Source organism: Streptomyces sp. sk2.1, from assembly GCF_008120935.1.
Lineage (GTDB): Bacteria > Actinomycetota > Actinomycetes > Streptomycetales > Streptomycetaceae > Streptomyces.
The window spans coordinates 30,107-55,043 of sequence record NZ_RDBO01000015.1 but is presented as its reverse complement, the minus strand read 5'-3'; the positions used below and the strand labels follow the sequence as shown (position 1 = coordinate 55,043).

Annotated in this window: 17 protein-coding genes, 6 pseudogenes and 1 riboswitch; of the genes and pseudogenes, 9 read left to right on the top strand and 14 right to left on the bottom strand. The window is 70.4% G+C overall.

Annotated features, from left to right (window positions below; all coding sequences use genetic code 11):
- Positions 1–151: 151 nt before the first annotated feature.
- Positions 152–790, bottom strand: a pseudogene (locus tag EAO76_RS47470) (MFS transporter); the annotation flags it as partial.
- Positions 791–1,090: 300 nt separating this feature from the next.
- Between EAO76_RS47470 and EAO76_RS02620 the strand changes: the two are divergent.
- Positions 1,091–1,879 (top strand): MerR family transcriptional regulator, encoded by a 789-nt coding sequence (locus tag EAO76_RS02620; protein WP_148832887.1) that lies wholly within the window; start codon positions 1,091–1,093, stop codon positions 1,877–1,879.
- Positions 1,783–2,502, top strand: a pseudogene (locus tag EAO76_RS02615) (bile acid:sodium symporter); the annotation flags it as partial. The gene EAO76_RS02620 and the pseudogene EAO76_RS02615, both read left to right, overlap by 97 nt.
- 50 nt (positions 2,503–2,552) lie before the next feature.
- Here EAO76_RS02615 and EAO76_RS02610 read toward each other — a convergent pair.
- From EAO76_RS02610 to EAO76_RS45790, 3 genes and pseudogenes are all read right to left on the bottom strand, one after another.
- Positions 2,553–3,686, bottom strand: a complete 1,134-nt coding sequence (locus tag EAO76_RS02610; RefSeq protein ID WP_316248315.1) for a PP2C family protein-serine/threonine phosphatase — start codon at positions 3,684–3,686, stop codon at positions 2,553–2,555.
- A 236-nt stretch (positions 3,687–3,922) separates the two neighbouring features.
- Positions 3,923–4,678: an ECF transporter S component gene (locus EAO76_RS02605; protein WP_148832883.1), complete on the bottom strand. Its 756-nt coding sequence runs from the start codon at positions 4,676–4,678 to the stop codon at positions 3,923–3,925.
- Positions 4,679–4,745: 67 nt separating this feature from the next.
- A pseudogene (locus tag EAO76_RS45790) lies at positions 4,746–5,562 on the bottom strand (ATP-binding cassette domain-containing protein); the annotation flags it as partial.
- Between the two features lie 411 nt (positions 5,563–5,973).
- On the opposite strand from EAO76_RS45790, the pseudogene EAO76_RS45785 reads away from it, so the two are divergent.
- The 3 genes and pseudogenes from EAO76_RS45785 to EAO76_RS02585 form a co-directional block, all read left to right on the top strand.
- Positions 5,974–6,737: pseudogene (locus EAO76_RS45785) on the top strand (hypothetical protein); the annotation flags it as partial.
- A 226-nt stretch (positions 6,738–6,963) separates the two neighbouring features.
- A riboswitch (cobalamin riboswitch) is annotated at positions 6,964–7,186 on the top strand.
- 165 nt (positions 7,187–7,351) lie between these two features.
- Positions 7,352–9,670 carry a 5-methyltetrahydropteroyltriglutamate--homocysteine S-methyltransferase gene (gene metE, locus EAO76_RS02590; protein ID WP_148832878.1) on the top strand — a complete coding sequence of 773 codons (2,319 nt, stop codon included), beginning with the start codon at positions 7,352–7,354 and terminating at the stop codon, positions 9,668–9,670.
- Between the two features lie 179 nt (positions 9,671–9,849).
- Positions 9,850–9,996 (top strand): annotated as a pseudogene (locus EAO76_RS02585) (short-chain fatty acyl-CoA regulator family protein); the annotation flags it as partial.
- Positions 9,997–10,057: 61 nt separating this feature from the next.
- Here EAO76_RS02585 and EAO76_RS02580 read toward each other — a convergent pair.
- The gene (locus EAO76_RS02580) at positions 10,058–11,734 is read right to left on the bottom strand and encodes a hypothetical protein (protein WP_148832876.1); all 1,677 of its coding nucleotides are present in this window, start codon (positions 11,732–11,734) and stop codon (positions 10,058–10,060) included.
- Positions 11,731–12,420 carry an ABC transporter ATP-binding protein gene (locus EAO76_RS02575; protein ID WP_148832875.1) on the bottom strand — a complete coding sequence of 230 codons (690 nt, stop codon included), beginning with the start codon at positions 12,418–12,420 and terminating at the stop codon, positions 11,731–11,733. Before EAO76_RS02575 ends, EAO76_RS02580 begins: the two co-directional genes overlap by 4 nt.
- A 409-nt stretch (positions 12,421–12,829) precedes the next feature.
- Between EAO76_RS02575 and EAO76_RS02570 the strand changes: the two genes are divergently transcribed.
- From EAO76_RS02570 to EAO76_RS45780, 3 genes and pseudogenes are all read left to right on the top strand, one after another.
- A complete protein-coding gene (locus tag EAO76_RS02570; RefSeq protein ID WP_148832983.1) occupies positions 12,830–14,020 on the top strand; it encodes an IS110 family transposase in 1,191 nt (396 codons plus the stop codon).
- Between the two features lie 100 nt (positions 14,021–14,120).
- Positions 14,121–14,471, top strand: a complete 351-nt coding sequence (locus EAO76_RS02565; protein WP_148832873.1) for a hypothetical protein — start codon at positions 14,121–14,123, stop codon at positions 14,469–14,471.
- 52 nt (positions 14,472–14,523) lie between these two features.
- Positions 14,524–15,543, top strand: a pseudogene (locus EAO76_RS45780) (transposase); the annotation flags it as partial.
- Here EAO76_RS45780 and EAO76_RS02560 read toward each other — a convergent pair.
- The 8 genes from EAO76_RS02560 to EAO76_RS02525 form a co-directional block, all read right to left on the bottom strand.
- Positions 15,458–17,053 carry an aldehyde dehydrogenase (NADP(+)) gene (locus EAO76_RS02560; protein ID WP_148832871.1) on the bottom strand — a complete coding sequence of 532 codons (1,596 nt, stop codon included), beginning with the start codon at positions 17,051–17,053 and terminating at the stop codon, positions 15,458–15,460. The pseudogene EAO76_RS45780 and the gene EAO76_RS02560 sit on opposite strands and share 86 nt — an antisense overlap.
- A complete protein-coding gene (locus EAO76_RS02555; RefSeq protein ID WP_148832869.1) occupies positions 17,050–17,931 on the bottom strand; it encodes a fumarylacetoacetate hydrolase family protein in 882 nt (293 codons plus the stop codon). The genes EAO76_RS02560 and EAO76_RS02555 overlap by 4 nt, the downstream gene beginning before the upstream one ends.
- A complete protein-coding gene (locus EAO76_RS02550; RefSeq protein WP_148832867.1) occupies positions 17,928–18,812 on the bottom strand; it encodes an SMP-30/gluconolactonase/LRE family protein in 885 nt (294 codons plus the stop codon). The genes EAO76_RS02555 and EAO76_RS02550 overlap by 4 nt, the downstream gene beginning before the upstream one ends.
- Positions 18,812–19,870, bottom strand: a complete 1,059-nt coding sequence (locus EAO76_RS02545; RefSeq protein ID WP_148832865.1) for an alcohol dehydrogenase catalytic domain-containing protein — start codon at positions 19,868–19,870, stop codon at positions 18,812–18,814. The genes EAO76_RS02550 and EAO76_RS02545 overlap by 1 nt, the downstream gene beginning before the upstream one ends.
- Complete coding sequence (locus EAO76_RS02540; RefSeq protein ID WP_148832863.1) at positions 19,867–21,060, bottom strand: mandelate racemase/muconate lactonizing enzyme family protein; 1,194 nt, start codon at positions 21,058–21,060, stop codon at positions 19,867–19,869. Before EAO76_RS02540 ends, EAO76_RS02545 begins: the two co-directional genes overlap by 4 nt.
- Before the next feature lie 63 nt (positions 21,061–21,123).
- Positions 21,124–22,167 (bottom strand): substrate-binding domain-containing protein, encoded by a 1,044-nt coding sequence (locus EAO76_RS02535; protein WP_148832861.1) that lies wholly within the window; start codon positions 22,165–22,167, stop codon positions 21,124–21,126.
- A 23-nt stretch (positions 22,168–22,190) separates the two neighbouring features.
- Complete coding sequence (locus EAO76_RS02530) at positions 22,191–23,210, bottom strand: ABC transporter permease (RefSeq protein ID WP_148832859.1); 1,020 nt, start codon at positions 23,208–23,210, stop codon at positions 22,191–22,193.
- Positions 23,207–23,977, bottom strand: coding sequence for an ATP-binding cassette domain-containing protein (locus EAO76_RS02525; protein WP_148832858.1), 771 nt, complete (start codon positions 23,975–23,977; stop codon positions 23,207–23,209). Before EAO76_RS02525 ends, EAO76_RS02530 begins: the two co-directional genes overlap by 4 nt.
- A gap of 197 nt (positions 23,978–24,174) precedes the next feature.
- On the opposite strand from EAO76_RS02525, the gene EAO76_RS02520 reads away from it, so the two are divergent.
- Complete coding sequence (locus EAO76_RS02520; RefSeq protein ID WP_148832856.1) at positions 24,175–24,930, top strand: SDR family NAD(P)-dependent oxidoreductase; 756 nt, start codon at positions 24,175–24,177, stop codon at positions 24,928–24,930.
- Positions 24,931–24,937 lie beyond the last annotated feature (7 nt).

The window sequence follows — 24,937 nt, the reverse complement described above, 5'->3', positions numbered from 1 at the left end:
GGGCAGCAGGATGTGTACGAGGAACGGGCTGTACGAACCCGCCGCGGACAGCCAGGCGGAGCCGGCCGACTGGAGCAGCGCCGCGACCGCCAGTATCCGCTTGGCTCCGTACGCCGGCAGCAGGCGGGCCCAGCTGCGCTCCCGCCACGATGGCCAGGTACTGCGGGAGGAAGGCCAGGCCGGTTTCGAGCGGGCCGAATCCGCGCTGGTTCTGGAGATGGAGCGAGAGGAAGAACCACATCGCGAAGAGGGACATCCCCACGTTCGCGACGGACACGGACCGGTTGCGGAGCACGGGGATCGGCAGCAGCTCACGGGCTCCTCGGGGCTCCCACACCGCGAAGAAGGCGAGCAGCGCCGGCCCCGCGCCGAGCACCGGTCGGCGGCCCGGCTCGACACCGTAGACACAGGCGACCAGGCCCCCCGTCACAGCCAGAGCCCCCACGACGTCCGGCGTGCGCCACGCCGTGCCCCGTACCCGGCCGGCCACCGTGCCCCGGGCCGGCACGAGGACGAGAAGCGCGATCGGCACGTTGATGAGCATCGTCCAGCGCCAGCTCAGGTACTGCGTGACGAGTCCGCCCACGAAGTCACCGGCCGCGCCCGCCGCTGCGGCCACCCCACCCCAGGCCGCAAGTACCCTCGCCCTGAGCTTCGCGTCGTGGAACTCGCTAGTGAGCAGGGTCAGCGATAGGGGGGACAGCACCGCGGCCTCGATGCCCTGAACGGCGCGGGGCTGGTCGATCACGTGCCCGCGGCCGCTGCTGAACTGTGCGGGGGATGCCGACATCTGACGCACGTCGGCCCATCGGGAGACCAAGTACATCGGCCTACCTCTGGCCGACGCCCAGGGATGGACCGGGCTGTGCTCCTGCAGCCATCCGAACGTGCGCTCCGGTTCCCGGTAGAAGTCGGGCGCGATGGGTGGCGGTGCCGGGGCCTGTGTCGACGGCTTCACCGCACCTCCCGTACGGCCGTGGGCTCGAAGACCACGGGGAGGGAACGGGTGCTGCGGACGAGGCCCCGGCGGGCGCGCCCCGGCGCTTCTCTTCCTGCGCGGGACCTCATGCCCAGGGGGCGGGGGTGACACTTGACCTTCGGGTCGGATCGAAGGTTTACCGTCGGCGGTGCGACGGCCTGCCGCATCCCCCAGCCGGTCGAGCGAGCCGGTGTTCCGGCCACTGCGCTGCGCTTCCACGAGGACGCCGGTCTGCTGCCCGCCGACCGCACGCCGTCCGGGTACCGGGTGTACGGCGAGGGCGCGGTGGAACGTCCGGCCTTCATCTCCTCCGCGAAGATGCTGGGCTCGGCCCTGGAGGAAATCCGCGAGCTGCTTGACGTCCGCGAGGAAGGGGTGTGCGCGTCCGTGCGGGCGCGGATGCTGCCGCTGGTTACCGACCGGACCATGGAGACCGACGGCCGGATCTCCGGGCTGCGGGCTTTCTCCGCCCACTTGGCCGCTGTCCACGCCGAGCTGTCGGGCCCGGCGGCCGCAGGGGCATGTGGTCCGGGCTGCGGCTGTGCCACGACTGGCGCTCCGGCAACCGGGCCCGTGCCGATGATGCCGTCGCCGACTCGCCTCGACCGGGTCATGGAGTCGTGGCGGGATGCCCCGGTGGCCCGCACGCCGGGCGACACCGAGATGGACGAGCGCACCGAGCAGTGGCGGGCCCTGATCGGCAAGGCCGAGCAGCGCGAGGAGATCCCCGACGGTATCCGCCTGTCCTTCCGGGCCGGCGCCGAGCTCGCCGTCGCGGTCCCGGCCCTCGCCTCGGCGGAGCAGGTGCGCCGTTGTTCGTTGCCTTCCTCCGGGTCCCGGCCGCCGAACTGGTCCGGTCCCTGCGCGACGGCCGCTTCCTGTCGACCGCGATGGTGGTGAACTTCGTGGTCATGCCGCTGACCGTCGCCGCGATGTTCTCGTTCCTGCCCTCCGACCAGGTGGCGCGGCTCGGTGTCCTGCTGGTACCGCTGTGCCCGTGCGTGGACTACGTGATCGTCTTCTCCGGACCGGCCGGTGGCACCGGCCGCCGTCTTCTGGCCGCCGCCCCAGTCCTGCCGGGGCCCAGATGCTGCCGCTCCCGGGGTTCCTCCACCTGTTCATTGGCCCGGAGCTTGCCGGCATCGTCCAGGTCGGCCCCTTCGCCGAGGCGTTCGCCGTACTGATCGTCACCCCGCGGCCCTCGCGCGGGCCCTGCAGGCGTGGGCCGCGCGCCGCCCGGCAGGCCGGCGTGTCTCCGACGCCACGACCACCGCAATGGTGCCGCTGATGGCCGCCACGCTGCTGGTCGTGGTCGCCTCCCGGGTCCCCGGACCGGCGACAGCCCGGGCGATGTCACCGTCGTCGTCCTGTTCCGCGCGGTGTTCCTCGTGGTGATGGCGTTCGCCGGGAAGGCCGTGGCCCGCCTGTTCCGCCTGGACCCGCCTGCCGGGCGAGCGGTTGTCTTCACCGGCGACCGCTCCTCGGCTTTCGTTCCGGAGTTGTCCGGGCCGTGCCCGCGCCGAAGCATCCGCAGCGGCATGCCCAGCGCACCGGGGTCGCCCGGTTCTCGGGTTCAGCGGCCTGGGGGCGGGGGCTGTCCATTGGACTGGCGCCGATGGTGACCAATGGGATGGGGAGTGAGGTGCGGCCGATGCGACGGGGTGCGTTCGATGACGAGGAGGGCTGCGTCGTCGGCGGGGTGGCCGCCGACGTGGGTGAGCAGATCGCGGTGGATGTGGTGCAGCAGGCTGTCGGGACTGTTGGCGGGAAAGGAGGCGATTCGTTCGGCGAGCGGGTAGAACGCTCCGGACGGCGAGCGGGCTTCGATGACTCCGTCGGTGTAAAGAACGAGCATGTCACCGCATGCGAAGGCGAAGAGGTCTGTGTGGTCGTCCTCGATCGGTCGCTCGCACACGCCCAGCGGAGGCAGTGGCTGTCGGGCATGCAGGACCGCGACCTGCTGGTCATGCACCAGCAGCGGCGGCGGATGCCCGCAGTTGATCATCTCGGCGGTCTTCGGGGCGTTGTCGGGGATCTCCAGGACGAGGCAGGTGATGAAGTGCTCGCCGGGGTCGCGTTCGGTGTCCGCCACGTCCTCCAGGTTCCGGGAGACGCTGTCCTCAAGGGCGGTCACCAGCCCGGGGAGGGTCGCGTACCGATGAGCCCCCTCACGGAATGCCCCCAGTACCAGCGAGGCCTCACCGATGGCGGCCAGCCCGTTGCCCCGGACATCCCCGATGACCACCCGGGTCGCGGCATGCTCGCCGCGGGCGAACGCAAACAGATCACCGCCGATCTCGGCCTCGTCCTGCGCGGACATGTACAGCCATGCCACCCGCAACGGTCCGATCCGGCGTGGCGGAGGCCGAAGCAGCACCCGCTGAGCCGTCTCGGCCACAGAGCGTGCCAGGCTCAGCGCCCGGTCGCGCCGCTCCCGCACGAACCGCATGAGGACCACCAGGGCGGAGAGCACGGTCAGCGCGATGATCTGCGCCATTCGGTTGGGCGTGGTCAGTCCGCCGAGGGAGACAGCGATGAACACTTGGGCCGCCACTGCCAATGCCCCGGCAAGAGCGGTCAGCCGTGTCCCGGCAAGGGAGGCGGTCAGAGCGGGCGCGATGACCAGCAGCGGGCCCAGCTGGACATCGTGCCCGGTGTAGATGTCCAGCACGGTGATCGTCGCGATCAGCACGAACGGGATCGCCACCAGACCACTGCCTGATGACGGCTCCAGAAGATGATCCCACGAACGCCGCGCACCCATATACCTCTCATGTTCCGCCAATGGCGCGCCCCCAGCCACCCGACAGTCACGGGCCGCATGGTTCCGTTCGGCACGGCGGCCCAGGGCGTTGCCCGAGCCGTGCCGTTCCGGTCGTCGGCATCCCGTTCTTCCCGTGCCTCCTGCCGGGGCGTTCCGGCACCCGCACGGACCGCATGGACTCAGCGCTCCGGAGGCAGTGAAGCGGGTCGTACGAACCGCACCGGGGCCCGGAAGCGTGCCTTGCGCGCCGCCCGCCGGAAGGTGGTGAGTACGGCCGGGCCGGCGAGCAGGACGCACACGAAGTTGGTGACGGCGCGGCCGGTGTCCCAGCCGAGCGAGGTGGCCAGGTCGAAGGCGATGCAGCGGTGCCACTGCTCGGTGAACGGCAGGCCGGGCGGATGGGCGATCGAGCTGTCGGGATCGAGGGAGAAGGGCCAGAAGGAGAGGTTGAGGAGGAAACCGAAGAGGTAGCCGGACAGTGATCCGTAGACCGCGAGGAGCAGCACTTCGCGCCGCCCGGTCGCGCGCGGCAGGAATCCGGCGAGCATGCCCACGAAGGCACAGCCGAACATCTGGTACGGCATCCAGGGCCCCACGCCGCCGGTGATGAGTGCGGAGGTGAACAGGGAGGTGCAGCCCAGGGTGAAGCCGGGGCCGTGGACCCGGCCGGCCAGTACGAGAACGAAGAAGACGGTCTCGGTGCCTGCGGTGCCCGCGCCGAGCGGGCGCAGGGCCGCGTTGACGGCGGACAGCACGCCGAGCATGGCCAGTGCCCTGGAGTCGATGCCGCCCTCGGCGATCTCGGACAGGACGACGCAGAGCACCAGGACGAGGAGCACACCGAAGATCAGAGGCGGTGCGTGGTTCGAGCCGAAGGTTCCCTGGGCCACGACGAACGGCCGGAAGAACGCGACGGCGCCGAGGAAGGCCGCCATCGCGACAACCAGGCCGGCCCGGGGGGGGTGAGGCGGATGGCGGACGCGTTCTGTCCGCCCGGCGGTGTCATGGCCGTTCCTCCTGCCGGTCGTGGAGCGCGGCGGTGACCTGGTCGACGGTGAGGAACAGCAGCGGTGCCAGGATCTTCGCCGTCTGGGGCGCGAAGACCGGGGAGGCCACGACGACGTCGGCGGTGGGGCCGTCGGCAACGATGTCGCCCTCGGCCACGACGACGACCCGGTCGGCGGCGCGCGGCGAACTCGACATCGTGGGTGGAGACGACCACCGCACACCCTTCGCCTGCCAACGCGCCGATGATGTCGATGAGTCGGCTCTTGGCACGGTAGTCGAGACCGCGGGTCGGTTCGTCGAGCAGCAGGGCCTTCGGGGCGGCGGTGAGCCGGGTGGTGAGGACCGGGGCGAGTTTCTGCCCCTCGGACAGGTCACGGGGATGGGTGGCGTCGTCGATACCGGGAGCAAGGCGGTCCGGGAGGGCACGGGCGCTCCGTCCTGTCGCGGATTCGGTGTCCGCCTGGTCGAGTTCCTGCCTCACGCTCTCCGGGTGGAGGAGGTCGGCGGGGGTCTGCGGCACCAGTCCGACGAGCCGGCGGGCGTGTGCCGGGGAGACGGTGTGCGGGTCCGTTCCACCAGTGCTGTCCCGGACGGTGACCGTGCCGGTACTGCGTGGCCCCGTGCCCTGCAGGGCCCACAGCAAGGAGGACTTGCCGGAGCCGTTGCGCCCCATCAGCGCGGTCACCTCGCCTTCGTGCAGGGTGAGGTCCACCTCGCGGACGGCCGGCACCCCGTGGTGGGCGACGGTCGTCCTGCGGGCGGTGAGCAGCGCGGGCCGGTCATGGCCGGGAGCGGTGCGCGGTGGGGCCGGGGAACGAACCGTTGTCGAGCTGCGTCCTGACCAGGTAGCCGCGGGCCTTGGTGACGACGGCGCCCTGCCCGCCCGGTGCAGAACCAGCGCGATCAGGCCCGTGGTCCCCGCGTCGCCGTCGCAGCGCTCACCGGGCTGGATGAGAATGCTGGTGATGCCGCCGTCCTTGCGCTGCACCTGGGTCAGCCGGTCGACCGATGCGGTGTCCGGGTCTCGCCGGCGCGCAGCAGCGCCGGCACGGCGCGGGCCTGCTCGTCGGCGTACGTGATGTTGCGGATGTCGCCCTTCGCGGTGCAGCCCTCGCCAGGGGCGGCGGCCGGGCACACGTCCCCGGCGAGGGCGGCGATCAGGTCCCGACCGCCGAAGTCGCGCGGGTCGCGCTCGGTCGATTCGGCGAGCAGCGCGAGCCGGGCCGCGGTCGGCGACATCGACATGACCGGCGCGGCCATGGCCGCCCTGTGCGTCTCCGGCATCCCTGCCACCGATCCCGACATCACGCAGGCCAAGACGTTCCTCAGGAACGAGCTCATCACCAACACAGATGCCTTCGACGCCATGTTCGGCGTCAACACCGACTCCAACGGCTGGGCCGCGGCCGGCCTCAACGCCTGCGGCATCAACGCCCGGACCGGCGACTTCCTCACGTCCAAGGGCAAGACCCCGGTCGACTTCCTGATCGGCCGGCAGTTCAATCCGGGCGGCGGCTTCAAGTACCTGCCCACCGACACCGCACCGCAGGCGTACGCCTCCATCGACGGCCTGCGGGCGGTGGCCGGCGGCGGCTTCACCTCCGCGCCGCCCACGCCCGTGACCGCCGGTGCGCCGCGGTGGGTCGCCCAGCCGTCGCCGGCCATCGGCACCGCGAGCAAGTTCGCACTGACCGTGGACGACGGCACCGGCAACCTGAAGGTGTGCTCCATCACTCTCACCGCGACCGGCAGCACGACCGCACTCGGCGCGGTGCTGGACTCGGCGGTCGGGTCGGCCACCCCGTCCGGCTGTGTCACGGGCGTCACCCCGTCCTCCGGCATCGGCCGGGTCCCGCGCTCAACGGCAGGGCCAACAGCGGCTCCAACACCTGGAAGGCGAGCGTCGACGGCGCCCCGTTCACCACGGCCGCCCGCGACGGCACCATCGCCGTGGGCGACACGATCGCCCTGCGCCTGGGCACCTGACCCCTTCCGGGAGCAGGGCCGATCCGCCCGGCAGGCCCTGCTCCCCCGTGTGCGTCGCCTTCGCCCTGTCCTGCCTCGACGGACACCGGAGCCGGGGCCCCGCATGGGCACCGTGCAAGAAGCGCGGGTACGGCACTCGCCGCCCCTTCGGCGTCGTGCTACCGACGTGGGCTGCGTCACTTTCCGGATACTGGATGGTTCTCTCCCTTTCGTGGCGCCACCCCTTAGGCTGGCCGGAGCAGCTGGTTCGTCCCGTCCGCCAGGCGGGACGTCGTAAGAGGGAACCCGGTGAAAATCCGGGACTGCCCCGCAGCGGTGAGCGGGAACGACCGCCGTCATACGCACTGGGTCCGACGAACAGGGCCTGGGAAGCGACGGCCAGTAGGTGTCCTCATGCCATGAGGACGTGCCCGCAAGTCCGAAGACCTGCCGACTGCCCGCGTGCGGATCGTTCCGCGCGCGGATATCCCGGTGACCTCGAGGGCGGGTCGGCGTGCATCCGGACGGACGACCGTGCCTTGCCGCGTGGGGTCGTTCCCGTCCGGTTCGTCACCCCTTCGCGTCCTTGTCCCGTCTCCGGGATCTCAGGGATTCGTCTCGCGAAGGAGATCTCCGTGACCAACCAGTCCGCAGCCCCCGCAGCACGGGCCACCGTGTACGGCTACCCCCGCCAGGGCCCCGACCGGGAACTCAAGAAGGCGATCGAGGGCTACTGGAAGGGCCGCGTCGCCGCCGACGCCCTCCATGCCATCGCCACCGAACTGCGCCGTTCCAACTGGCGGCAGCTCGCCGAAGCCGGCATCGACGAGGTGCCGACCGGTGACTTCTCGTACTACGACCACGTTCTGGACACCACCGCCATGGTGGGCGCGATCCCCGAACGGCACCGCGCCTCCGTCGACGCCGACGCGCTGGACGGCTACTTCGCCATGGCCCGCGGCACCCAGGACGTGGCACCGCTGGAGATGACCAAGTGGTTCGACACCAACTACCACTACCTGGTCCCCGAACTGGGCCCCGGCACCGTCTTCGGTGCGAACTCGGCCAAGCAGGTCGCGGAGCTCAAGGAGGCCCTCGCCCTCGGTCTGACCGCCCGGCCGGTCCTCGTCGGCCCGGTCACCTATCTCCTGCTCGCCAAGCCCGCCCCCGGCGTGCCCGCCGACTTCGAGCCCCTCACCCTCCTGGACCGGTTGCTGCCCGTGTACGCCGAGGTCCTCGCCGACCTGCGCGCGGCCGGCGCGGAGTGGGTCCAGGTCGACGAGCCCGCCCTCGTGCAGGACCGCACACCGGCCGAACTGAACGCCGCCGAGCGCGCCTACCGCACCCTCGGTGCCCTCGCCGACCGGCCCAAGCTGCTGATCGCCTCCTACTTCGACCGTCTCGGCGACGCCCTGCCCGTGCTTGCCAAGGCCCCGGTCGAGGGCTTGGCCCTGGACTTCGCCGAGGCCGCCGCGGCCAACCTCGACGCACTCGCCGCCTCCGGCGGGCTGCCCGGCAAGCGCCTGGTCGCCGGTGTCGTCAACGGCCGCAACGTCTGGATCAACGACCTGCAGAAGTCCCTGTCCGCCCTGGGCACCCTCCTCGGGCTCGCCGACCGCGTCGACGTCGCCGCCTCCTGCTCCCTGCTCCACGTGCCGCTGGACGCCGCGGCCGAGCGGGACATCGACCCGCAGATCCTGCGCTGGCTCGCTTTCGCCCGGCAGAAGACCGCCGAGATCGTCACCCTCGCCAAGGGCCTCACCCAGGGCACCGCCTCCATCATGGGCGAGCTCGCCGCCAACCGCGCCGACCTCGCCTCCCGCTCCGGCTCTCCGATCACCCGTGACCCGGCCGTACGCGCCCGCGCCGAGGCCGTGACGGACGCCGACGCCCGCCGCTCCCAGCCCTACGCCGAACGGGCCGCAGCCCAGCGTGCCCGCCTCGGCCTGCCACTGCTGCCCACGACGACCATCGGCTCCTTCCCGCAGACCGGCGAACTGCGCACCGCCCGCGCCGACCTGCGTGCCGGACGCATCGACACCGTCGGCTACGAGGAACGCATCGAGGCGGAGATCCAGGAGGTCGTCTCCTTCCAGGAGAAAACCGGCATCGACGTCCTGGTGCACGGCGAGCCCGAACGCAACGACATGGTGCAGTACTTCGCCGAGCAGCTCACCGGCTACCTCGCCACCCGGCACGGCTGGGTCCAGTCCTACGGCACCCGCTACGTCCGCCCGCCGGTCCTCGCCGGGGACATCTCCCGCCCGGAACCGATGACCGTGCGCTGGACGTCCTACGCCCAGTCGCTGAGCGACCGCCCGGTCAAGGGCATGCTCACCGGGCCCGTCACGATGCTCGCCTGGTCCTTCGTCCGCGACGACCAACCGCTCGGCGACACCGCACGCCAGGTCGCCCTCGCACTGCGTGACGAAGTCGGCGACCTGGAGACCGCGGGCACCCCGGTGATCCAGGTGGACGAGCCCGCGCTGCGCGAGACCCTGCCGCTGCGCGCCGCCGACCGTGCGGCGTACCTGACGTGGGCGACCGAAGCGTTCCGTCTCACCACCGCAGGAGTACGACCGGACACCCAGATCCACACCCACATGTGCTACGCCGAGTTCGGCGACATCGTCCGGGCCATCGACGACCTCGACGCCGACGTCATCAGCCTGGAGGCCGCCCGCTCCCACATGCAGGTCGCCCGCGAACTCGCCTCCCACGGCTACCCCCGCGAGGCCGGCCCCGGTGTCTACGACATCCACTCCCCCCGTGTCCCGAGCATGGAGGAGGCTGCCGGACTCCTGCGCACCGGCCTGAGGGCGATCCCCGCCGAACGCCTCTGGGTCAACCCCGACTGCGGCCTGAAGACCCGCGGCTGGCCCGAGACCCGTGCCTCCCTGGAGAATCTGGTCGCCGCGGCCCGCACCGTCCGCAGCGAGCTGCCCGCCTCCTGACCGAAGAACCCAGTGGGCCGGGACGCCGCAGGCGTCCCGGCCCCGCCCTGCGACACGGCCACGGCGAAGGCGTGAAGAGGCCCACCCGTGCGCGGCAAACCGCGACCACGCTGCAGCGGATCGCGGAGGTCTTCGGGATCGGTACGAAGTCCTCCTCCGAGGCCGCCGAGGGCCGACTCGCCGCCACTCCGATCGGGCTCGGCTGCCGGATCCGAGAGCGCCGCGACTGCGCCCGGCGGGCCCGCCCTCCGGCGGGCGGACGGCTGTCCATCGATCCGGACCGGCGGAGCCGCATGCCGTATCCGGTGGAGGGCACCGGGCCATGACGAGCGGCCCCTTCGGCGGTTGATCCCAGCGCCGTGAGGACGAAGTGGTCTTCGCACGGCACTACTTCGTCATCAGCCGATGCGCCGTACGCCGCGCCCACCACGCGCCGAAAACGGCCACCAAGACCTGCCACAGCAGCTGAGGAAAGCTCCAGGACTGCCCGCGCGCCACCGCGAGACAGACCGGTAGCAGCAAGCAGATCGCCACGAGCGGACCGCGTCCGTACCAGAAGGCAGCCTGCCACGGGCCGGTGTTGCCCATCGGTGTGTCCACCCCCATGAGCAGATGCATCGGCATGACCCCGCGGTACGAGCTCACCAACGCGGCCGTGACGAGCGCGGGCACGCACGCGGTCACAGACGCCATCAGGCCGACCGGAGCTCCGGCCAGGACACACACGGCCGCTCCCGCGGCTGCACCGACCAGCAGCACCGCCAGCGGAACGACGGCGTGCAGAAGTGCCAGTGCGCGAAAGCTCCACCTCAGGTTGGTCGAGCGGCGGACATCGTCGCTCTCCAGGCGCGCCGGCTCAGTCAGCTGAGCGGCTGCCAAGTAGAGCGCCACGAGGGAACCGAGAACGGTCAGCAGTTGCGACGTCGCCACGAGGGAGGAAGCACTGGAAGCTCCGCCGAGCGCGAGCACAAGCCACACAAGTGCCCAGCCGAGCCTGGAGGGATGGCGCAGCAGGCAGCTGAGATCGCGCCACGGGACCAGCAGACTCGCGTGCCGGGGAAGGGGCAGCCTCATCAGCGGTACGGAACGCCGTGCCCGCAGGGCAGGTACTCCCGACCTGGCCTGCCGCAGGTCGAGCATGAGTACCGAGGCTCCCACCCGCGTTGCAACGGTAGCCCGGAGCCGCAGTGCGGACTGCGGAATCCTGGGAAGCTCCCGCACACTCAGCAGCAGACCGAGTACCGCGGCGCACAAGGACAGCGCCGATCCGACGGCCGCTTGCGGACCAACGGCTCCCAACGCCCACAGCAGGGGCTGGGCGGACCACCCCCACGGGCCGGACCACAGCAGCACCTGCGCGAACCAGTGGATCTCCCACCCGCGCCAGGAGAAGACGGTGGCGACGGCCGCAGCCACGGCCACGGCCCAGCCGGCTGCGAAGAGGGCGCGGGCTCGTCGTGCCAGGACTACGGCATGCCGTTCCACCAGTGCGCCCACTGCGCACGACACGAGAGCGACACAGGTGCCTGATACCGCTCCCGCGGCAGCCAACAGGGCCCACGGGCGGGCCGAGACGTCCTGCAGCAGGAAGCCGGCGAGGGCGCCGGCGGCCGCGCCGATAACGGACCACAGGACGGCAGAGGCCCGCAGCCCGGGCAGCAGCAGGGCGCGGCGACTGACCCTTGAGGGCAGCAGCAGATCGACGGTGGGCCCGTCCAAGACCACCGGTCCCCGCCACATCGCCCCACGGGCCGAAAGAAGCAGCACGAGAAACAGGGCCGTGGGCACCAGGAACAGCGACACCTCTGAGGTGAGATCCGACATCCGGGCCGCGGAACCGTCCGCCTGCACCTTTTGTGACCAGCCGATCAGGGCCGGTACGACCCAGAAGCCACCGACCAGGACGATCATGTAGAGGACGAACCAGAAACTGCGGCGCTGCTCCTCGCGCGAGGATGAACGGGTCTTGTGCAGGAACCGCAGCGCCTCGTGCGCCGAGTCCTCGGCCGTCGCGGCGGGGACGGCGTCGAGTCGCGGTGGCGCCGCCCTGCTCGGCCGGCTCATCGGCCCGACTCGCAGTCCACCTCGGTCATGGTTCCGGATCCGAGCTCCACGATGTGGTCGGCCACATCGTTCAGTACCTGGTGGTGGGTGGCCATCAGGACCGCCGTTCCACTGTCGCGGTGGGCGGCGATCAACTCCGCCAACTGCCGGCGGGCGCTGGAGTCGAGGCGCTGTTCCGGCTCATCCAGTATGAGCAGGTCGTGCGGCCTGACGAAGGCGGTCGCCAGCAGCAGTGCCTGGGTCTGCCCGGAGGAAAGCGCGGACGGCACCTGGCTCGCCCGGGCTTCGAGGCGGTGTGCCGTGAGCACCCGCTCCACCGCGGCCTCGGCGGCGTTCCCCATGCCGTGGGAGAGCGCCACCAACTGCAGGTGCTCGCGTACGGTCAGGTCCGGGTAGAAGGCACCCGTATCCATGGCGGACGCCACGCGCCCGCGAACCTCGGGTGAGTCCTCGTCGATGGGGTGTCCGTCGAACAGCACGGATCCCTCGGTGGGGGTGTCGCGTCCTGCGGCAATACGCAGCAGAGTGCTCTTCCCGGATCCGTTCTCCCCGACCAGGGAGACGCATTCGCCCCGGTGCAGGCGAAGACTCACGCCGTCGAGCACGACGCGGTCGCCGTACGTCCGCGCAACATCGTTCAGTTCCAGCAGAGGCGTGCCCTGGGCCTCAGTTGTAAGTTGTTTCATCGTGCGGTTGTCCCTCGTTGGCTCATCCGATAGTCGCCTGCTGATCATTTCAGAATGAATTTGCTTCAGGTGCTTGGCAGTTGGGTCGGTGGACGGCAAGGTTCCAGGGGCTTTCGGGTGTTCGGATCATATGGTTGGGATGAGGTGTTTCAGCCACCTGATCGATCTTCTGAGCTTGTCCTGCCTTCCAGGCGTGGGGCTGAGCTGGTCATTCGTAAGATCGGCGGGCCCGGGGGTTCTGGGTATGGCTGTGATCTTGTCGCCGTTGAACGGCTCAAAGAACTTGGCCGCCCGGAGCCCCGCGACGACTCGACCGTTAATTGGGATACACGACTTGATCGCTTCGTAGGACAACGTCGGCGAGGTCGTCCGCGGGACTGTGTTGGACGACGAGCCGGCGGAGGTGACCATGCCCCGGATCCGGGCCGGAGTGGACATCGGCAAGGAACACCATCATTGCGTGGTGCTGGATGCCCAGGGCGAGCGTCTGCTTTCACGCCGAGTCCTCAATGATGAGACGGCTCTGCTGGAGCTGATTTCAGATGTGCTGGCGCTCTCCGGCGAGACGCTGTGGGCGGTGGGCATCAACCATGGTGGCGCCGCGTTGCTGATCGGCCTGCTACTTGGCCACGACCAGCCGATGGTCTATATCACTGGCCTGGTCGTGCACCAGGCGTCGACCGCGTATCGGGGCCAGGGCAAAACGAACGAGAAGGACGCCTTCGTCATCGCCGACCAGGCCCGCATGTGCAAGGATCTCGGTCTGCTGCGGCCCAGCGACGAGATAGCCGTCGACCTGCGCATTCTCACCGCCCGTCGCACTGACCTGGTCAATGATCGCACCCGGCAGATCAATCGGCTCCGAGCTCAACTCATCGAGATCTTCCCGGCGTTGGAACGGGCACTGAACTTGATCGAGAAAGGCCCGGTCGTCCTGCTGGCCGGCTACCGGACACCGGCCGCGATCCGCCGCAGCGGTGCGAGCCGGATCGGGACCTGGCTGAAGAACCGCAAGGTCAAAAACGCGGGCGCTCTCGCAAAGACCGTTGTCGGGGCAGCACATTCGCAGCACATCGCGCTGCCCGGCAAGAAGCCGGCAGCGGCGATGGTGGCTCGCCTGGCGAAATGGGTGATGGCGCTCGACGCGGAAATCGCCGAGCTCGACGCACTCATCGAGGCCCGGTTTCACGAGCACCCACGTGCTGGAGTGATCCGCGGTCTGCCCGGCATGGGGGCTCTGCTGGGCGCCGAGTTCGTTGCCGCCACCGGCGGAGGCATGGCAGCCTCTGGCACCCCCGACCGCCTGACCTCCTTCGCCGGCCTTGCCCCCGTTCCTCGTGACTCCGGCCGCGTCAGCGGCAATATGCGCGGGCCCCGCCGCTACCACCGCGGGCCGCTTCGGGCCTTCTGCCTCTCCTCGATGGCCGGCCTGAGGTCGTACCCCGCATCGCACAGCTGCTACTGGCGCAAGCGGAACGAAGGGAGAGGGAACAAACAGGCTCTGCTTTCCCTTGCCCATCGCAGAGCCAATGCTCTGTGGGCAATGATCCGCGACGGAGCGTGCTGTCGAGCCCTGCCAAACGTCTCAACTACTGCTTGACATCGCCATTGGGAGGTTCTTCAACCTTTCGGCCTTTGTTGGGTGATCAGGGTCTTCTCCGTCTGTCAGTTTTGCCTGGTCTCCGTCTAGGGTGTCGAGGATGCCGCTTGTCGAAGTGACCTATGCGCCCATGGTGCCCGAGCCCCAGCTGCGTGAACTCGGCTCGGTGCTGCCGCACCTGGTGTCCCTGGCTGTGGAGTGCCCCGAGGAGCCGTACGACGGCGAGCTGCGGCCCGGGGATGTCGAGATCCGCTTCCGGCCGCTGAGCCCGCTGGACCGTAGCGGCCTGACGGTGGTGATTGAGATCAAGTCGAAGTGGTCCACCAGCAGGGAAGCCAACCGCCAAGAGCGCGTGGATGCGCTGCACGCGGACATCCGCGCCGCAACCGGGCTCGTCGACTTCGGCATCTACCTGTCGCTGCCGAGGGCCGCCTGGTCTCAAGGAGACTGATCACGCACACCCGGCGGCATCGTTTCCGAGAACTCGGCGAAGGCGAGACAGCGTGTCGGCCTGCCCCCGGGGAGGGACGAGCTGTTCGAGCTCGCCGACGCGTTGCTGTGTGCGGACGGGCCGGTGAGGACGCCGGTGGACCTGACGCCGGTGGCTGGGCACCGGCGCGGGCACGGCTCGCTGTACGACGCCCTGAGCCGCGGGAGCGTGGATGTGGTGCCGGCGGGCCTGCCTATGCCGCAGGCCGCCGACGGACGCCTGGTCCTCGCGGTCGATGTCAGCGACTGGCTCCGTCCCGACGCCTCCGACCAGCGCGGAGCGTTCGTTCTGCCACGTCTACGGCCGCAGCGGACGGACCCCGGACCAGTTCATTCCCGGCCGGCCGTACTCGTTCGTCGCCGCTCTCGAATCGGGCCGCACGTCCTGATGCCAATTCCTGGACGGTCTGCCGGTCGAGGTCCTCGGACGGATGCGCACGGACCGGGTGATGTGCAAACCGGTCCCGGTGCCCTGGATCTCCCTGCCGCAGGGCGGGCGCCCGCCCAAGCACGGCAAGGAGTTCCGCTTCGCCGAGCAGGAGACCCGGGCGAGCCGGACGCGGCCACCGTCCAGATCACCGACCGGTACGGCACCGCCCGCGCGATGGCTTGGGACCACATCCACCCGAGTCCGACCACCCGCTCCCCCGGACCGACCACACCGGTGAACTCCCCATCATCGAGGGCACGCTGATCCGCCTCCAGGGCGACCGCCTCCCCGGTGGCGGAGATCCCACACCAGTCCGGCTGTGGTCGTCGGTCACCGCCATGGACAGCGAGGACGTCGATGTGCGCTGGCAGGCGTTCCTGGGGCGCTTCGACCCGGAGCACACCTTCCGGCTGATGAAGCAGAACCTCGGCCGGACCCGCCCGAAACTCCGCACCCCGAGTCCGGCGAACGCTGGACCTGGATCGTCACCGCCGAGGTGTCCGTGCCCGTTGTGCGGATCATGCCTGCCGGAATCCATCGGGGCCGAACTCCGTGCTGTGATCGGCGGCGCCTGTCCTCTTCGCGGCGAGGACTCCATCCACACGGCGGGGAACACCGAGCGGGTTGTCGTCGCGCAGCTCGGGCGGGAGCAGTCGTTGCGGGGTGTCCTGGTAGGCGATCGGGCGCAGGAACCGCTGGACGGCGCAGGCGCCGACCGAGGTGTGCGCGGAGTCGGTGGCCGCCGGGTACGGTCCCGAATGGTTCATCGCCCAGCTCACCGCGACCCCGGTCGGATAACCATTGCACACCACCCGCCCGGTGCGCCGGGATACGACGTCGATCACACGGCGCGGGAGTTCCTCCTCCCCCTCTCCCGTCTGCAACGTCACGGTGAGGCTGCCGGGGAGGCGGCCGAGCAGGGCGAGGAGCTCCTCCTCCGTGGCGTACTCCACCAGCACGGTCACCGGGCCGAAGCACTCCTCGGTCAGCGCCTCGCCGAACATCGCGCCAGGCACACTCAGCACGGTGGGCGTCGCCCTGCCGTCGAGGTCGTGTGTCTTCTCGGCTCCGGCCAGTACCTGGACGCCCGGCTGCGCGGCGAGCTCCCGTACGCCTTCGGCGTAGGCTGCCAGGATGCTCCTGGTGAGCATCGTGCCGGCCGGCGCGTCGGCGGCGCATGCGGCGAGCGCCTTCTGCAGCGCCGTCCCGTGCTCGCCCGCCGGCACGAAGGCGAGTCCCGGTTTGGTGCAGAACTGGCCCATCCCCAGGGTGAAGGAGCCCAGCAGCCCTTCGGCGATCGACGCACCGCGTTCTGCAGCCCCGGCCGGGGTGACGACCAGTGGGTTGACGCTGCCGAGCTCCCCGAAGAACGGAATGGGCTCGGGGCGGGCGGCGGCCAGGTCGGACAGCGCTCGCCCACCGCGCACCGAGCCGGTGAAGGCGACGGCCGTGACGTACGGGTCGGTGACCAGGGCCACTCCGGCGGCCTGCCCGTGCACCAGGCTCATTGCGTCCGGAACCCCGGCGCGGACGGCGGCCCTGCGCAGCGCGCCGTACGTCGCCAGCGAGGTCGCCGGGTGGGCCGGATGCGCCTTCACCACGACGGGGCAGCCGGCCGCCAGCGCGGAGGCGGTGTCGCCTCCCGGAACGCTGAAGGCGAGCGGGAAGTTGCTGGCCCCGAAAACGGCGACCGGGCCGCGTGGGACCATCATCCGCCGCAGGTCCGGGCGCGGTGGTACGGCCGCCGGGTCGGGGTGGTCGATCACGACCCCGAGGTGACTTCCCTCGGTGACAACGTCGGCGAGGAACCTGAGCTGGGCACAGGTGCGGGCGAGTTCCCCGGTGAGCCGGGGCAGGCCCAACGCACTCTCCCGGTCGGCGAGTGCGAGGATCGTCCCACCGTCCTTCTCCAACTCGGCGGCCATGTCGCGCAGCAGCGCCGCCCTGCCCGCGACGCCCAAGGCGGCCAGCGCCGATACGGCCGACTCGGCGGCCGCGCAACGCGCCGCCACCTCGGTCGGCGTGGACTCGGCGGCGACCACCTCGACGGCCTCGCCGGTGCGGGGGTCGACGGAAACGACGTCCGGGGTGGCGTGGTTCGTCGCAGCACTCATCGCAGCGGTCCTTCCAGGGACTCCAGCATGGGCGCCAGGCCGCGGACCACGCTGTTGGTCAGGGTTCCGATCTCGCCGATCTCGATCTCCACCACGTCTCCTCCGGCGAGCGTGAAGGGAAGGTCCGGTACCAGGCAGGTTCCGGTCGCCAACACGGCGCCGTCCGGGAAGACGTCGGCGGCGAACAGGTATCCGGCCAGGTCGTCGAGTCGCCGGTTCAGCTGCCCGGTGTCAGTCTCACCGGACCAGGCGACGACGCCGTCGCGACGGATCGTCATGCGGATCGGCAGCGCGTAGGGGTCTGCGACTTCCCACACCGGACGGATTGCCGGGCCGACCGCGCAACCACCGAGATAGATCTTGGCCTGGGGAAGGTACAGCGGGTTCTCGCCCTCGATGGTGCGTGAGCTCATGTCGTCGCAGATCGTGTACCCGACGATCTTGCCGTGCGTGTTGAGCACCAGGGCCAGCTCGGGCTCGGGCACGTCGATTGTGGAGTCGGCCCGCACCGCGACCGTGCCTCCGTCGCCGACCACCCGCCAGGCGACGGACTTGAAGAACAGCTCGGGCCGCGGCGCGTCGTACACCCGCTCGTAGACATCCGCGGCGGCGGAGCTCTCGGCCATCCGCGCCTGGCGGGAACGACGGTAGGTGACGCCGGCGGCCCACACCTCCATCCGGCCCTCGACCGGCGCGAGCGGCTCGGCCGGGCCGTCCGAGGGTTCGGTCAGGGCCTGCTCGACGAGTTCACGCAGGTCGTCCAGGTTCAGGCGCAACAGCTCGGCCAGCGGCAGCGGCAGCGGATGGATCAGACCGTCGTCCGCCCGCACCCCCGCCCGGATCTCGCCGTCTCTCGCGTAGCGCAGGATATGTGTCATCGGTCAGCTCCTTGGAATGGGGTGGCGGGACGGCCGGTGGTTCCGGGTTCGACCGCGAAGATCGACCCGGCCAGCGGCTGGGCGGTCAGCTCGCCGGGGGTGAGCCGGTAGGCGGCGGAGGTCACGTACAGCACGTCACCGCCGGGGCCGCCGAAGGCGCAGCTGGTCACCTGGGTGACGGGGAGGCGGACGATCCGGTCCAGGACGCCGTCGGGGGTGTAGCGGCGGACCGTTCCGCCGCCCCACAACGCCACCCACAGGCAGCCGTCGTCGTCGACCGTCATGCCGTCCGGCATCCCCTCGGCGGGGTCGATGGTCACGACCACACGATGCGAACGCGGCTCGCCCGTCGCGGGGTCGAAGTCGTAGGCGTCGACCCGCTGGGCTCCGCTGTCGATGTGATACATCACGGTCCCGTCGGGGCTCCACCCCAGACCGTTGGACAGCGTGACCCCGGTCAGGACGCGAGCGACGCTCCTGCCGTCGTAGCGGTAGAGGGCGGCGGCGCCGGGTTCGGCCTCGTACGGCATGGTGCCTGCCCAGAGCCGCCCGGACGGGTCGCACTTGGCGTCGTTCATCCGGTTGCCCGGAAGGTCGGCCTCCACCTCGGCGACCATGCGGACGTCGCCGTCGGGCGACAGCATCGCCAACCCGTCGCGTACCGCGAGGATCAGGCCGTCGTCGCCCGCGGGCACCGCGGCGCCGACGTGCGTGCCCACGTCCACGGCCCGGTCCACGCCGCCGACGGGGTCGAACGTGTGGACCGCGCACCCGGTGACGTCCACCCAGACGAGCCTTTGCCGGGCCGCGTCCCAGGCCGGCCCCTCCCCCACGTCCGCGTTGCTCCGCAGCACGAGTTCGCCGTCGAGTTCGCCGATCATCAGACCTCCTCCTGGCCGCGCGGATCGATCGCGACCTTCACAACACCCTGATCGGGTACGGCGAGCAGCGCGGGCACCTCGTCCAGCGACGCCACGCGCACCGGTACGAGGGTCGGGTCGATCACCCCGGACGCGAGCAGCCGTACTCCGGCGGTGACATCCTCGTCCCACAAGTGTGCCGCCGTACCGACCAGGTGCTTCTCCTTGAGCACCACGTCGGCGAGCGGCACCGCGGCGTCCCGGCCGGAGAACCCGACGATCACCACGGTGCCCAGGGCCCGGCAGTGCCGGATCGCTTCCGGCAGCAGGGAGGGCAGGCCCGTGCACTCGAACACCACGTCCGCCCCCCTGCCCTCGGTCAGACGGTCGAGCGTGGCGGCCGTCTCCTCCGGCCGGACCGCCACGGCTCCGGCTCGGCGAGCCGCCTCCCGGCGGAAATCGGCGGTCTCGCTCGTCACTACCTGGATCCCGGCGGCCACCGCCACCCGGGTCAGCAGCAGCCCGATGGCGCCCGCGCCGAGTACCAGCGAGGTGCCGCCGGTCACGTCACCGGCCTTGCGCAGCGCGCGTACCGCGACGGCGGCGGGCTCGGCGAGCACCGCCATCCGCGGCGGGACGTGGTCGGGAACGGGGACACAGGTGGCCGCGTCGGCGACCATGTACTCGGCCAGCCCTCCGTCGAGGTTGAGGCCGCGTACCGCCTGCCGCGCGCAGACCCCCTCCTGGTGCCTGCGGCACCACCAGCACGTGCCGCAGCCGAGCACGACGTCGGGGATGACCCGGGTGCCGACGGGCAGTCGGCTCGCGTCGGTTCCCGGGCCGTGCCCGGCGATGACGCCGACCACTTCGTGTCCGAGCGCCAACGGTGCCTTGGTGCCGGTCAGCGGGTGGGGCCTCTCCACGTCGATGGCGAGCGGTCCCTCCCGGTACTCCTCCACGTCGGTGCCGCAGATTCCGCACAGCTCGACGCGGATCAGTACCTCCCCGGCTGCCGGAACGGGATCGGGCACCTCCTCCACGCGCACGTCCCGGCGCGCGTGCCAGCGGGCCGCTCTCACAGCCGGGACACCCGCCTTTCCACGTCGTCCCGTTCGGCGACCCCGTCGCGCAGGGTGACCCCGTGCCCGGGAGCCCGGCCCGGCCGCACCTGACCGTCCTGGATCTCCGGCAGGCCGGTGACCAGCTCGTCGTACCAGGTACGCAGGAACGCCCTGACCGTCTCCTGGATGAGCCCGTTCGGCTGGCTGCACGCAAAGTGCACGCAGCTGGCCAGGGTGGCCGGGCCGGTGCAGTCGTGCGGGGCGACGGGCACGCCGTAGGCGTCGGCCAGCGAGGCGACCTTGCGCGCTTCGGTGAGTCCGCCGGTCCACTGGACATCCAGGGTCAGGATGTCGACGCCGCCGGAGTCGAGCAGCGGCTTGAAGCCGCGTCGTCCCACGCAGGTCTCTCCCGTGGCGATCGGCACGCCGTCGACCTTGGCCAGTTTGCCGAACGCGTCGGCCGCGTCGGAGCGCAGCGGGTCCTCCACCCAGTACGGCCGGTACGGTGCGAGTGCCGAGATGATCTTTTCGGCGGCGGGCCTGTTCCACAGGCCGTGCAGCTCGATCATCAGTTTCATGTCCAGGCCGACCTCGTCGCGGACCGCGGCGACCGTCGAGAGAGCCCGGTCCAGCTCGGCCCGGGAGATGTCGGTGCCGCCGGTCCGCTCGGCGGCGGTGTCGAAGGGCCAGATCTTCATGCCCCGGATGCCCTCGTCCCACAGCTCACGGGCCAGCCGCGCGGGTTCGTTGAGGAAGGCGTGGAGGTCCTCGTAGCGCTCGGCGGTGCTCACCCCCCAGTTGCCGGACTCCTGCCGGGTGGACGTGCCGACGTAACCGGGTCCGGCGCACGTGTTGTAGATGCCGATCCCGTCATGTACGGCTCCGCCGAGGAGGTCGACCAGCGGCAGGCCCGAGGCATGCCCCAGCAGATCCCACAGGGCGATGTCGATCGCACCGTTGCCGCGGGTCTCGGCCCCCGCCCCCTGGAATCCGACGTAGGTGGCCAGCGCTCGCGCGGCCCGCTCCGGCGTGGGATCGGTCATCCCGACCAGGACAGGAGCGACGCTTTCGTGCAGGTAGGCCTCCACCGTACGGGCGCCGAAGAACGCCTCGCCCAGGCCGACCGGCCCGGAATCGGTGTGCAGACGGACGAACAGCAGGTTGGGCTGAATGGCCGGACGGATTGTCTCAAGAGCAGTGATCTTCATCCAGATCTTCCGAAAGTTGCTGAACTGCGGGGACAGGGGACAGGGAGCGCGCGGTCGTACGGGTCAGGCGAAACGGGCCTCACGCGTGGCGACCGCGTCGACATTGGCGGCGTTGACGACCTCCGCGCCGGTGTCGTACGTCCTGGCCGGGTAGCCGGGGTCGAACTCCTCGGCGAGCAGGGCCGCGGCGATCCAGCCCTGCGCGTACGGGTTCTGTCCCAGGGAGAAATCGATCGCCTTGTCCTTGATCCCGTCCAGGACCGGCTGGATCAGGTCGAAGCCTCCGACGGCGAACTTGCCGACGAGGTTCTTGCTCTTCGCCCAGGTGGCCACGTACTGGTGGTCGAAGGCCGCCATCGCCCAGCCGACGATCTTGTCCTTCTTCGAGGCGTACTTGGCGTCGATGGCGGCGACGGCCTTGGATTCGTCGGTGCTGGTGATGAGGACCTCGGTGGTGAAGGAGGTGCCGTTCTCCTTGTTGTGCGCCTCGACCCCCTGCTTGATCCCCTGGATGCGCTGTTCGAGGGCGGTGCTGCCGGGCGCGAAGTTGCCGCACACGATGACGCCGTCGGATTTACCGGTGCGCTTCTTGGCGCACTTGGCGATCTCGCGACCACAGGCGTCACCCGCGTTGACGAAGTTCTGGCCGACGAAGCCGACGCCGAGCTTCTCGTAGCCGTCGCTGGCCACGTTGGACAGGATCACCTTCACCCCGGAGGAGGTCGCCCGCTTGATGTTGGCGTCGAAGGAGGTCTCGTCGATCCGGGTGAAGATCACACCGTCGGGCTTGGCGCTCAGCGCGCTGGCCTGGAGTTCGACGGTCTTCTGGGTGTCCGGCGCGGGCGGGCCGATGAACTGGGTGTCCCATCCCATGGTCGCGCCGAAGTCCTCGAAGCCGCGCTGCACCGGGGCGAAGAAGGGGTTCTTGTCGTGCACGACGAAGATCACCTTCTTGCCCTTCTGCGGGCCGTCGGCGGCGCGGCCTCTGGAGGAGGAGGCGGCGGACGGTTCCTTCTCGCTGCTGCACGCGGCGAGCAGGAGGCCGGCGGAGGCCAGGGAGCCGCCGCGCAGCAGGCTTCTGCGCGACATCGAGCTGTTCGTTGCCATGTTCTCTCCTGTTTGAGTGGGGGTCAGGCGTTCAGGCCGTGTGCCGAACGCCTGGCGACGAGCTGGTTGAGCATGACCGCCCCCAGGATCAGCAGGCCGGTGGCGACCTGCTGCCAGTTGCCGTCCACGCCGAAGAGGACGAGCGCATTGGTGATCACACCGGTGATCACCGCGCCGAGGAAGGTGCCGAGGACGCTGCCCGTGCCGCCGGCCAGACCGGCGCCGCCCACGACGACTGCGGCGATGACGCTGAGCTCGAAGCCGTTGCCGGTGAGGGGGTTGGCGCTGCCCAGCCAGCCGACCAGGATGACCGAGGCCAGGCCGGTCAGCCCTCCGGTGAGGGCGAAGCACATGATCTTGACCCGGTCACTGGCGATACCCGCGCCGGCCGCGGCGGACTGGTTGCCGCCCACGCTGTAGACGTCGTAGCCGAACTTGGTCCTGGCCATGGCGAAGGCTCCGATGGCGACCACGGCGACCATCCACAGCGTCTGCGCGGCGAGATTGGGCAGCGGGCTGCCCGCGAACAGGTCGGTGAACGTCTCGTTGCGCGAGCCACGGATCGGTACGCCGTCGGACAGCAGCAGTGCGGCGCCGCGCAGTGCCGCCAACGCGGCCAGCGTGACCACGAACGAGGGAATCTTGAACCGGGTGGTGATCAGGCCGTTGATCACACCGATCAGCACGCCGGAGAGGATGGCCAGCGGGGCCGCGGTCCCGATGGGCACACCGACCTTCGTCACCAGCCAGGCCAGCTCCACCGCGAGGAGTCCGTGCAGCGAACCCACCGACAGGTCGATCTCGCCGACGACGATCAGGAAGGTCATGCCGGTGGCGACGATGCCGAGGATGGCGATCTGCTGGGCGACGGACAGCAGGTTGTCGGCGGCGAGAAAGCCGTCGGCTCCCACGGCGCAGACCAGGAAGATCACCACGGTCGCGGCCAGCACGCCGAACTCCCTGGCGCCGAGCAACCTCTTTGCCAGGCTTCCACCTGAATCGTCCACCCGGTAGGCGACGGCGATCTGTTGCTGGATGGTCATGCGAGTTCTCCGGAGATGTGAGGGGCGCCGTCGTGCGCGGCCGCCGGCGCGTTGCCGAGGATGAGTCCGACGACCTCGGCCGCCGTGGTGGCCGCGACGTCGCGCATGCCCGACACCAGACCGCCGCGCATCACCACGACCCGGTCGGCGACCTCAAGGACGTGGTCGACGTTGTGCGAGACGACGACCACGGCCTTGCCCCGTTCCCGCAGGTCGCGGATGAGCGCGAGCACGTTCTGCTGCTGCTCGGGGCCGAGCGCCGCGGTCGGCTCGTCCAGCAGTACGAGCTCGCCGCCCTGGTGCACGGCTCTGGCGATGGCGATGCACTGGCGCTGCCCACCGGACAGCCCGGCCACGGGCATCCGTACGGACGGGATACGGATGCGCAGGGTGGTGAGAACCTCTCGCGCCTCGGCCCGCATCCTGCGGGTGTCGACCAGGCCGAACCTGCGCGGCTCCTGCCCGAGGAACACGTTGGCGGCGACGCTGCGCTGGTCGATCAGGCCGAGGTTCTGGTAGACGACCGCGATGCCGCAGGCCGCGGCGTCACGGGGGCTGCGGAAGACCTGTGGGCGGCCGGCCATCCGGATCTCGCCTTCGTCGGGCCGGTACGCACCGCAGATCACCTTCATCAGCGTCGACTTGCCGGCGCCGTTGTCGCCCATGAGGCCGACCACCTCGCCGGGTTCGACGCTGAAGTCGACGCCGCGAAGGGCCTCGACCCCGCCGAAGCGTTTGCGTACGCCTACGGCCTCGAACAGTGGCATGCTCTCTCCTTCCGAGCCCCCGATTTGGCTTGACTGGTAAGACCAGTAATGCCAAGTGAGATTTCCGCCTCGAAGGGCCGTTCGTCAACCCTTCCGCACATCTCGAATCGGCAACGGCCTCTCGGTCCCCGACAGTGGGGTCGTGCGGGTATGGTGTTGCTGGTCTTACCGGCCTAACCAGATTTGAGGAGGTCTCCATGCTGGACCTGGAAGGAAGAAACGCACTGGTCACAGGTGGTGCCGGCGACATCGGCGCCGCCGTGGCCGCCGAGCTGACCCGCCGGGGCGCCCAAGTCACGCTGCTCGACGTCAAGTCCCCGGACGAGGCACAGGAGTGGATCGCCACGGCCTCCGCGTACGGCGAGGTGAGCTACGTGCGAGCCGACGTACGGGATCGGCCGGCTCTGGACGCGGCACTGGAACGACTCGGCAGGCTGGATATCGCGATCGCCAACGCAGGCACCGTCGAATCCGCCCCCTTCCTGGAGATCACCGCCGAGCAGTGGGATCGCCACCTGGGCATCAACCTCACTGGCACTTTCCACACTGCCCAGGCCGCCGCCCGGCGCATGGTCGCCCAGGGCGGCGGGGGCCGCATCGTCTTGACCGGGTCCTGGGTGGGCACGGTTCCCTGGCCGGAGATCGCGGCCTACAGCGCGTCCAAGGCGGGGGTGGCGATGCTGGCCCGTTCGATGGCCAAGGAGCTGGCGTCGCACGGCGTCCTGGTCAACGCTCTCGCACCCGGGATCGTGGCCGCGGGCCTGGCCAAGTGGCAGCTCGAGAACGAGCCGGCCTACGCCGCGCGGGCGAGCACGGCCATCCCTCTCAGGGCACCGCAGACCGCGCAGCAGGTGGCCAAGGCGGCGGCCTTCCTGTGTTCGCCGGACTCCGACTACATCACCGGTACAACGCTGCTGGCCGACGGTGGCTGTTCGTTGTTCAACCAGGAATGATCGATTT

What these genes read in the sequence shown, in the direction of transcription:
- EAO76_RS02605 (WP_148832883.1), bottom strand. Translation starts at nt 4,678, where the DNA reads ATGGCGGCCTTCCTCGGCGCCGTCGCGTTCTTCCGGCCGTTCGTCGTG.
- EAO76_RS02580 (WP_148832876.1), bottom strand. Translation starts at nt 11,734, where the DNA reads ATGAGCCGGCCGAGCAGGGCGGCGCCACCGCGACTCGACGCCGTCCCC.
- EAO76_RS02575 (WP_148832875.1), bottom strand. Translation starts at nt 12,420, where the DNA reads ATGAAACAACTTACAACTGAGGCCCAGGGCACGCCTCTGCTGGAACTG.
- EAO76_RS02570 (WP_148832983.1), top strand. Translation starts at nt 12,830, where the DNA reads ATGCCCCGGATCCGGGCCGGAGTGGACATCGGCAAGGAACACCATCAT.
- EAO76_RS02565 (WP_148832873.1), top strand. Translation starts at nt 14,121, where the DNA reads ATGCCGCTTGTCGAAGTGACCTATGCGCCCATGGTGCCCGAGCCCCAG.
- EAO76_RS02560 (WP_148832871.1), bottom strand. Translation starts at nt 17,053, where the DNA reads ATGAGTGCTGCGACGAACCACGCCACCCCGGACGTCGTTTCCGTCGAC.
- EAO76_RS02555 (WP_148832869.1), bottom strand. Translation starts at nt 17,931, where the DNA reads ATGACACATATCCTGCGCTACGCGAGAGACGGCGAGATCCGGGCGGGG.
- EAO76_RS02550 (WP_148832867.1), bottom strand. Translation starts at nt 18,812, where the DNA reads ATGATCGGCGAACTCGACGGCGAACTCGTGCTGCGGAGCAACGCGGAC.
- EAO76_RS02540 (WP_148832863.1), bottom strand. Translation starts at nt 21,060, where the DNA reads ATGAAGATCACTGCTCTTGAGACAATCCGTCCGGCCATTCAGCCCAAC.
- EAO76_RS02535 (WP_148832861.1), bottom strand. Translation starts at nt 22,167, where the DNA reads ATGGCAACGAACAGCTCGATGTCGCGCAGAAGCCTGCTGCGCGGCGGC.
- EAO76_RS02530 (WP_148832859.1), bottom strand. Translation starts at nt 23,210, where the DNA reads ATGACCATCCAGCAACAGATCGCCGTCGCCTACCGGGTGGACGATTCA.
- EAO76_RS02525 (WP_148832858.1), bottom strand. Translation starts at nt 23,977, where the DNA reads ATGCCACTGTTCGAGGCCGTAGGCGTACGCAAACGCTTCGGCGGGGTC.
- EAO76_RS02520 (WP_148832856.1), top strand. Translation starts at nt 24,175, where the DNA reads ATGCTGGACCTGGAAGGAAGAAACGCACTGGTCACAGGTGGTGCCGGC.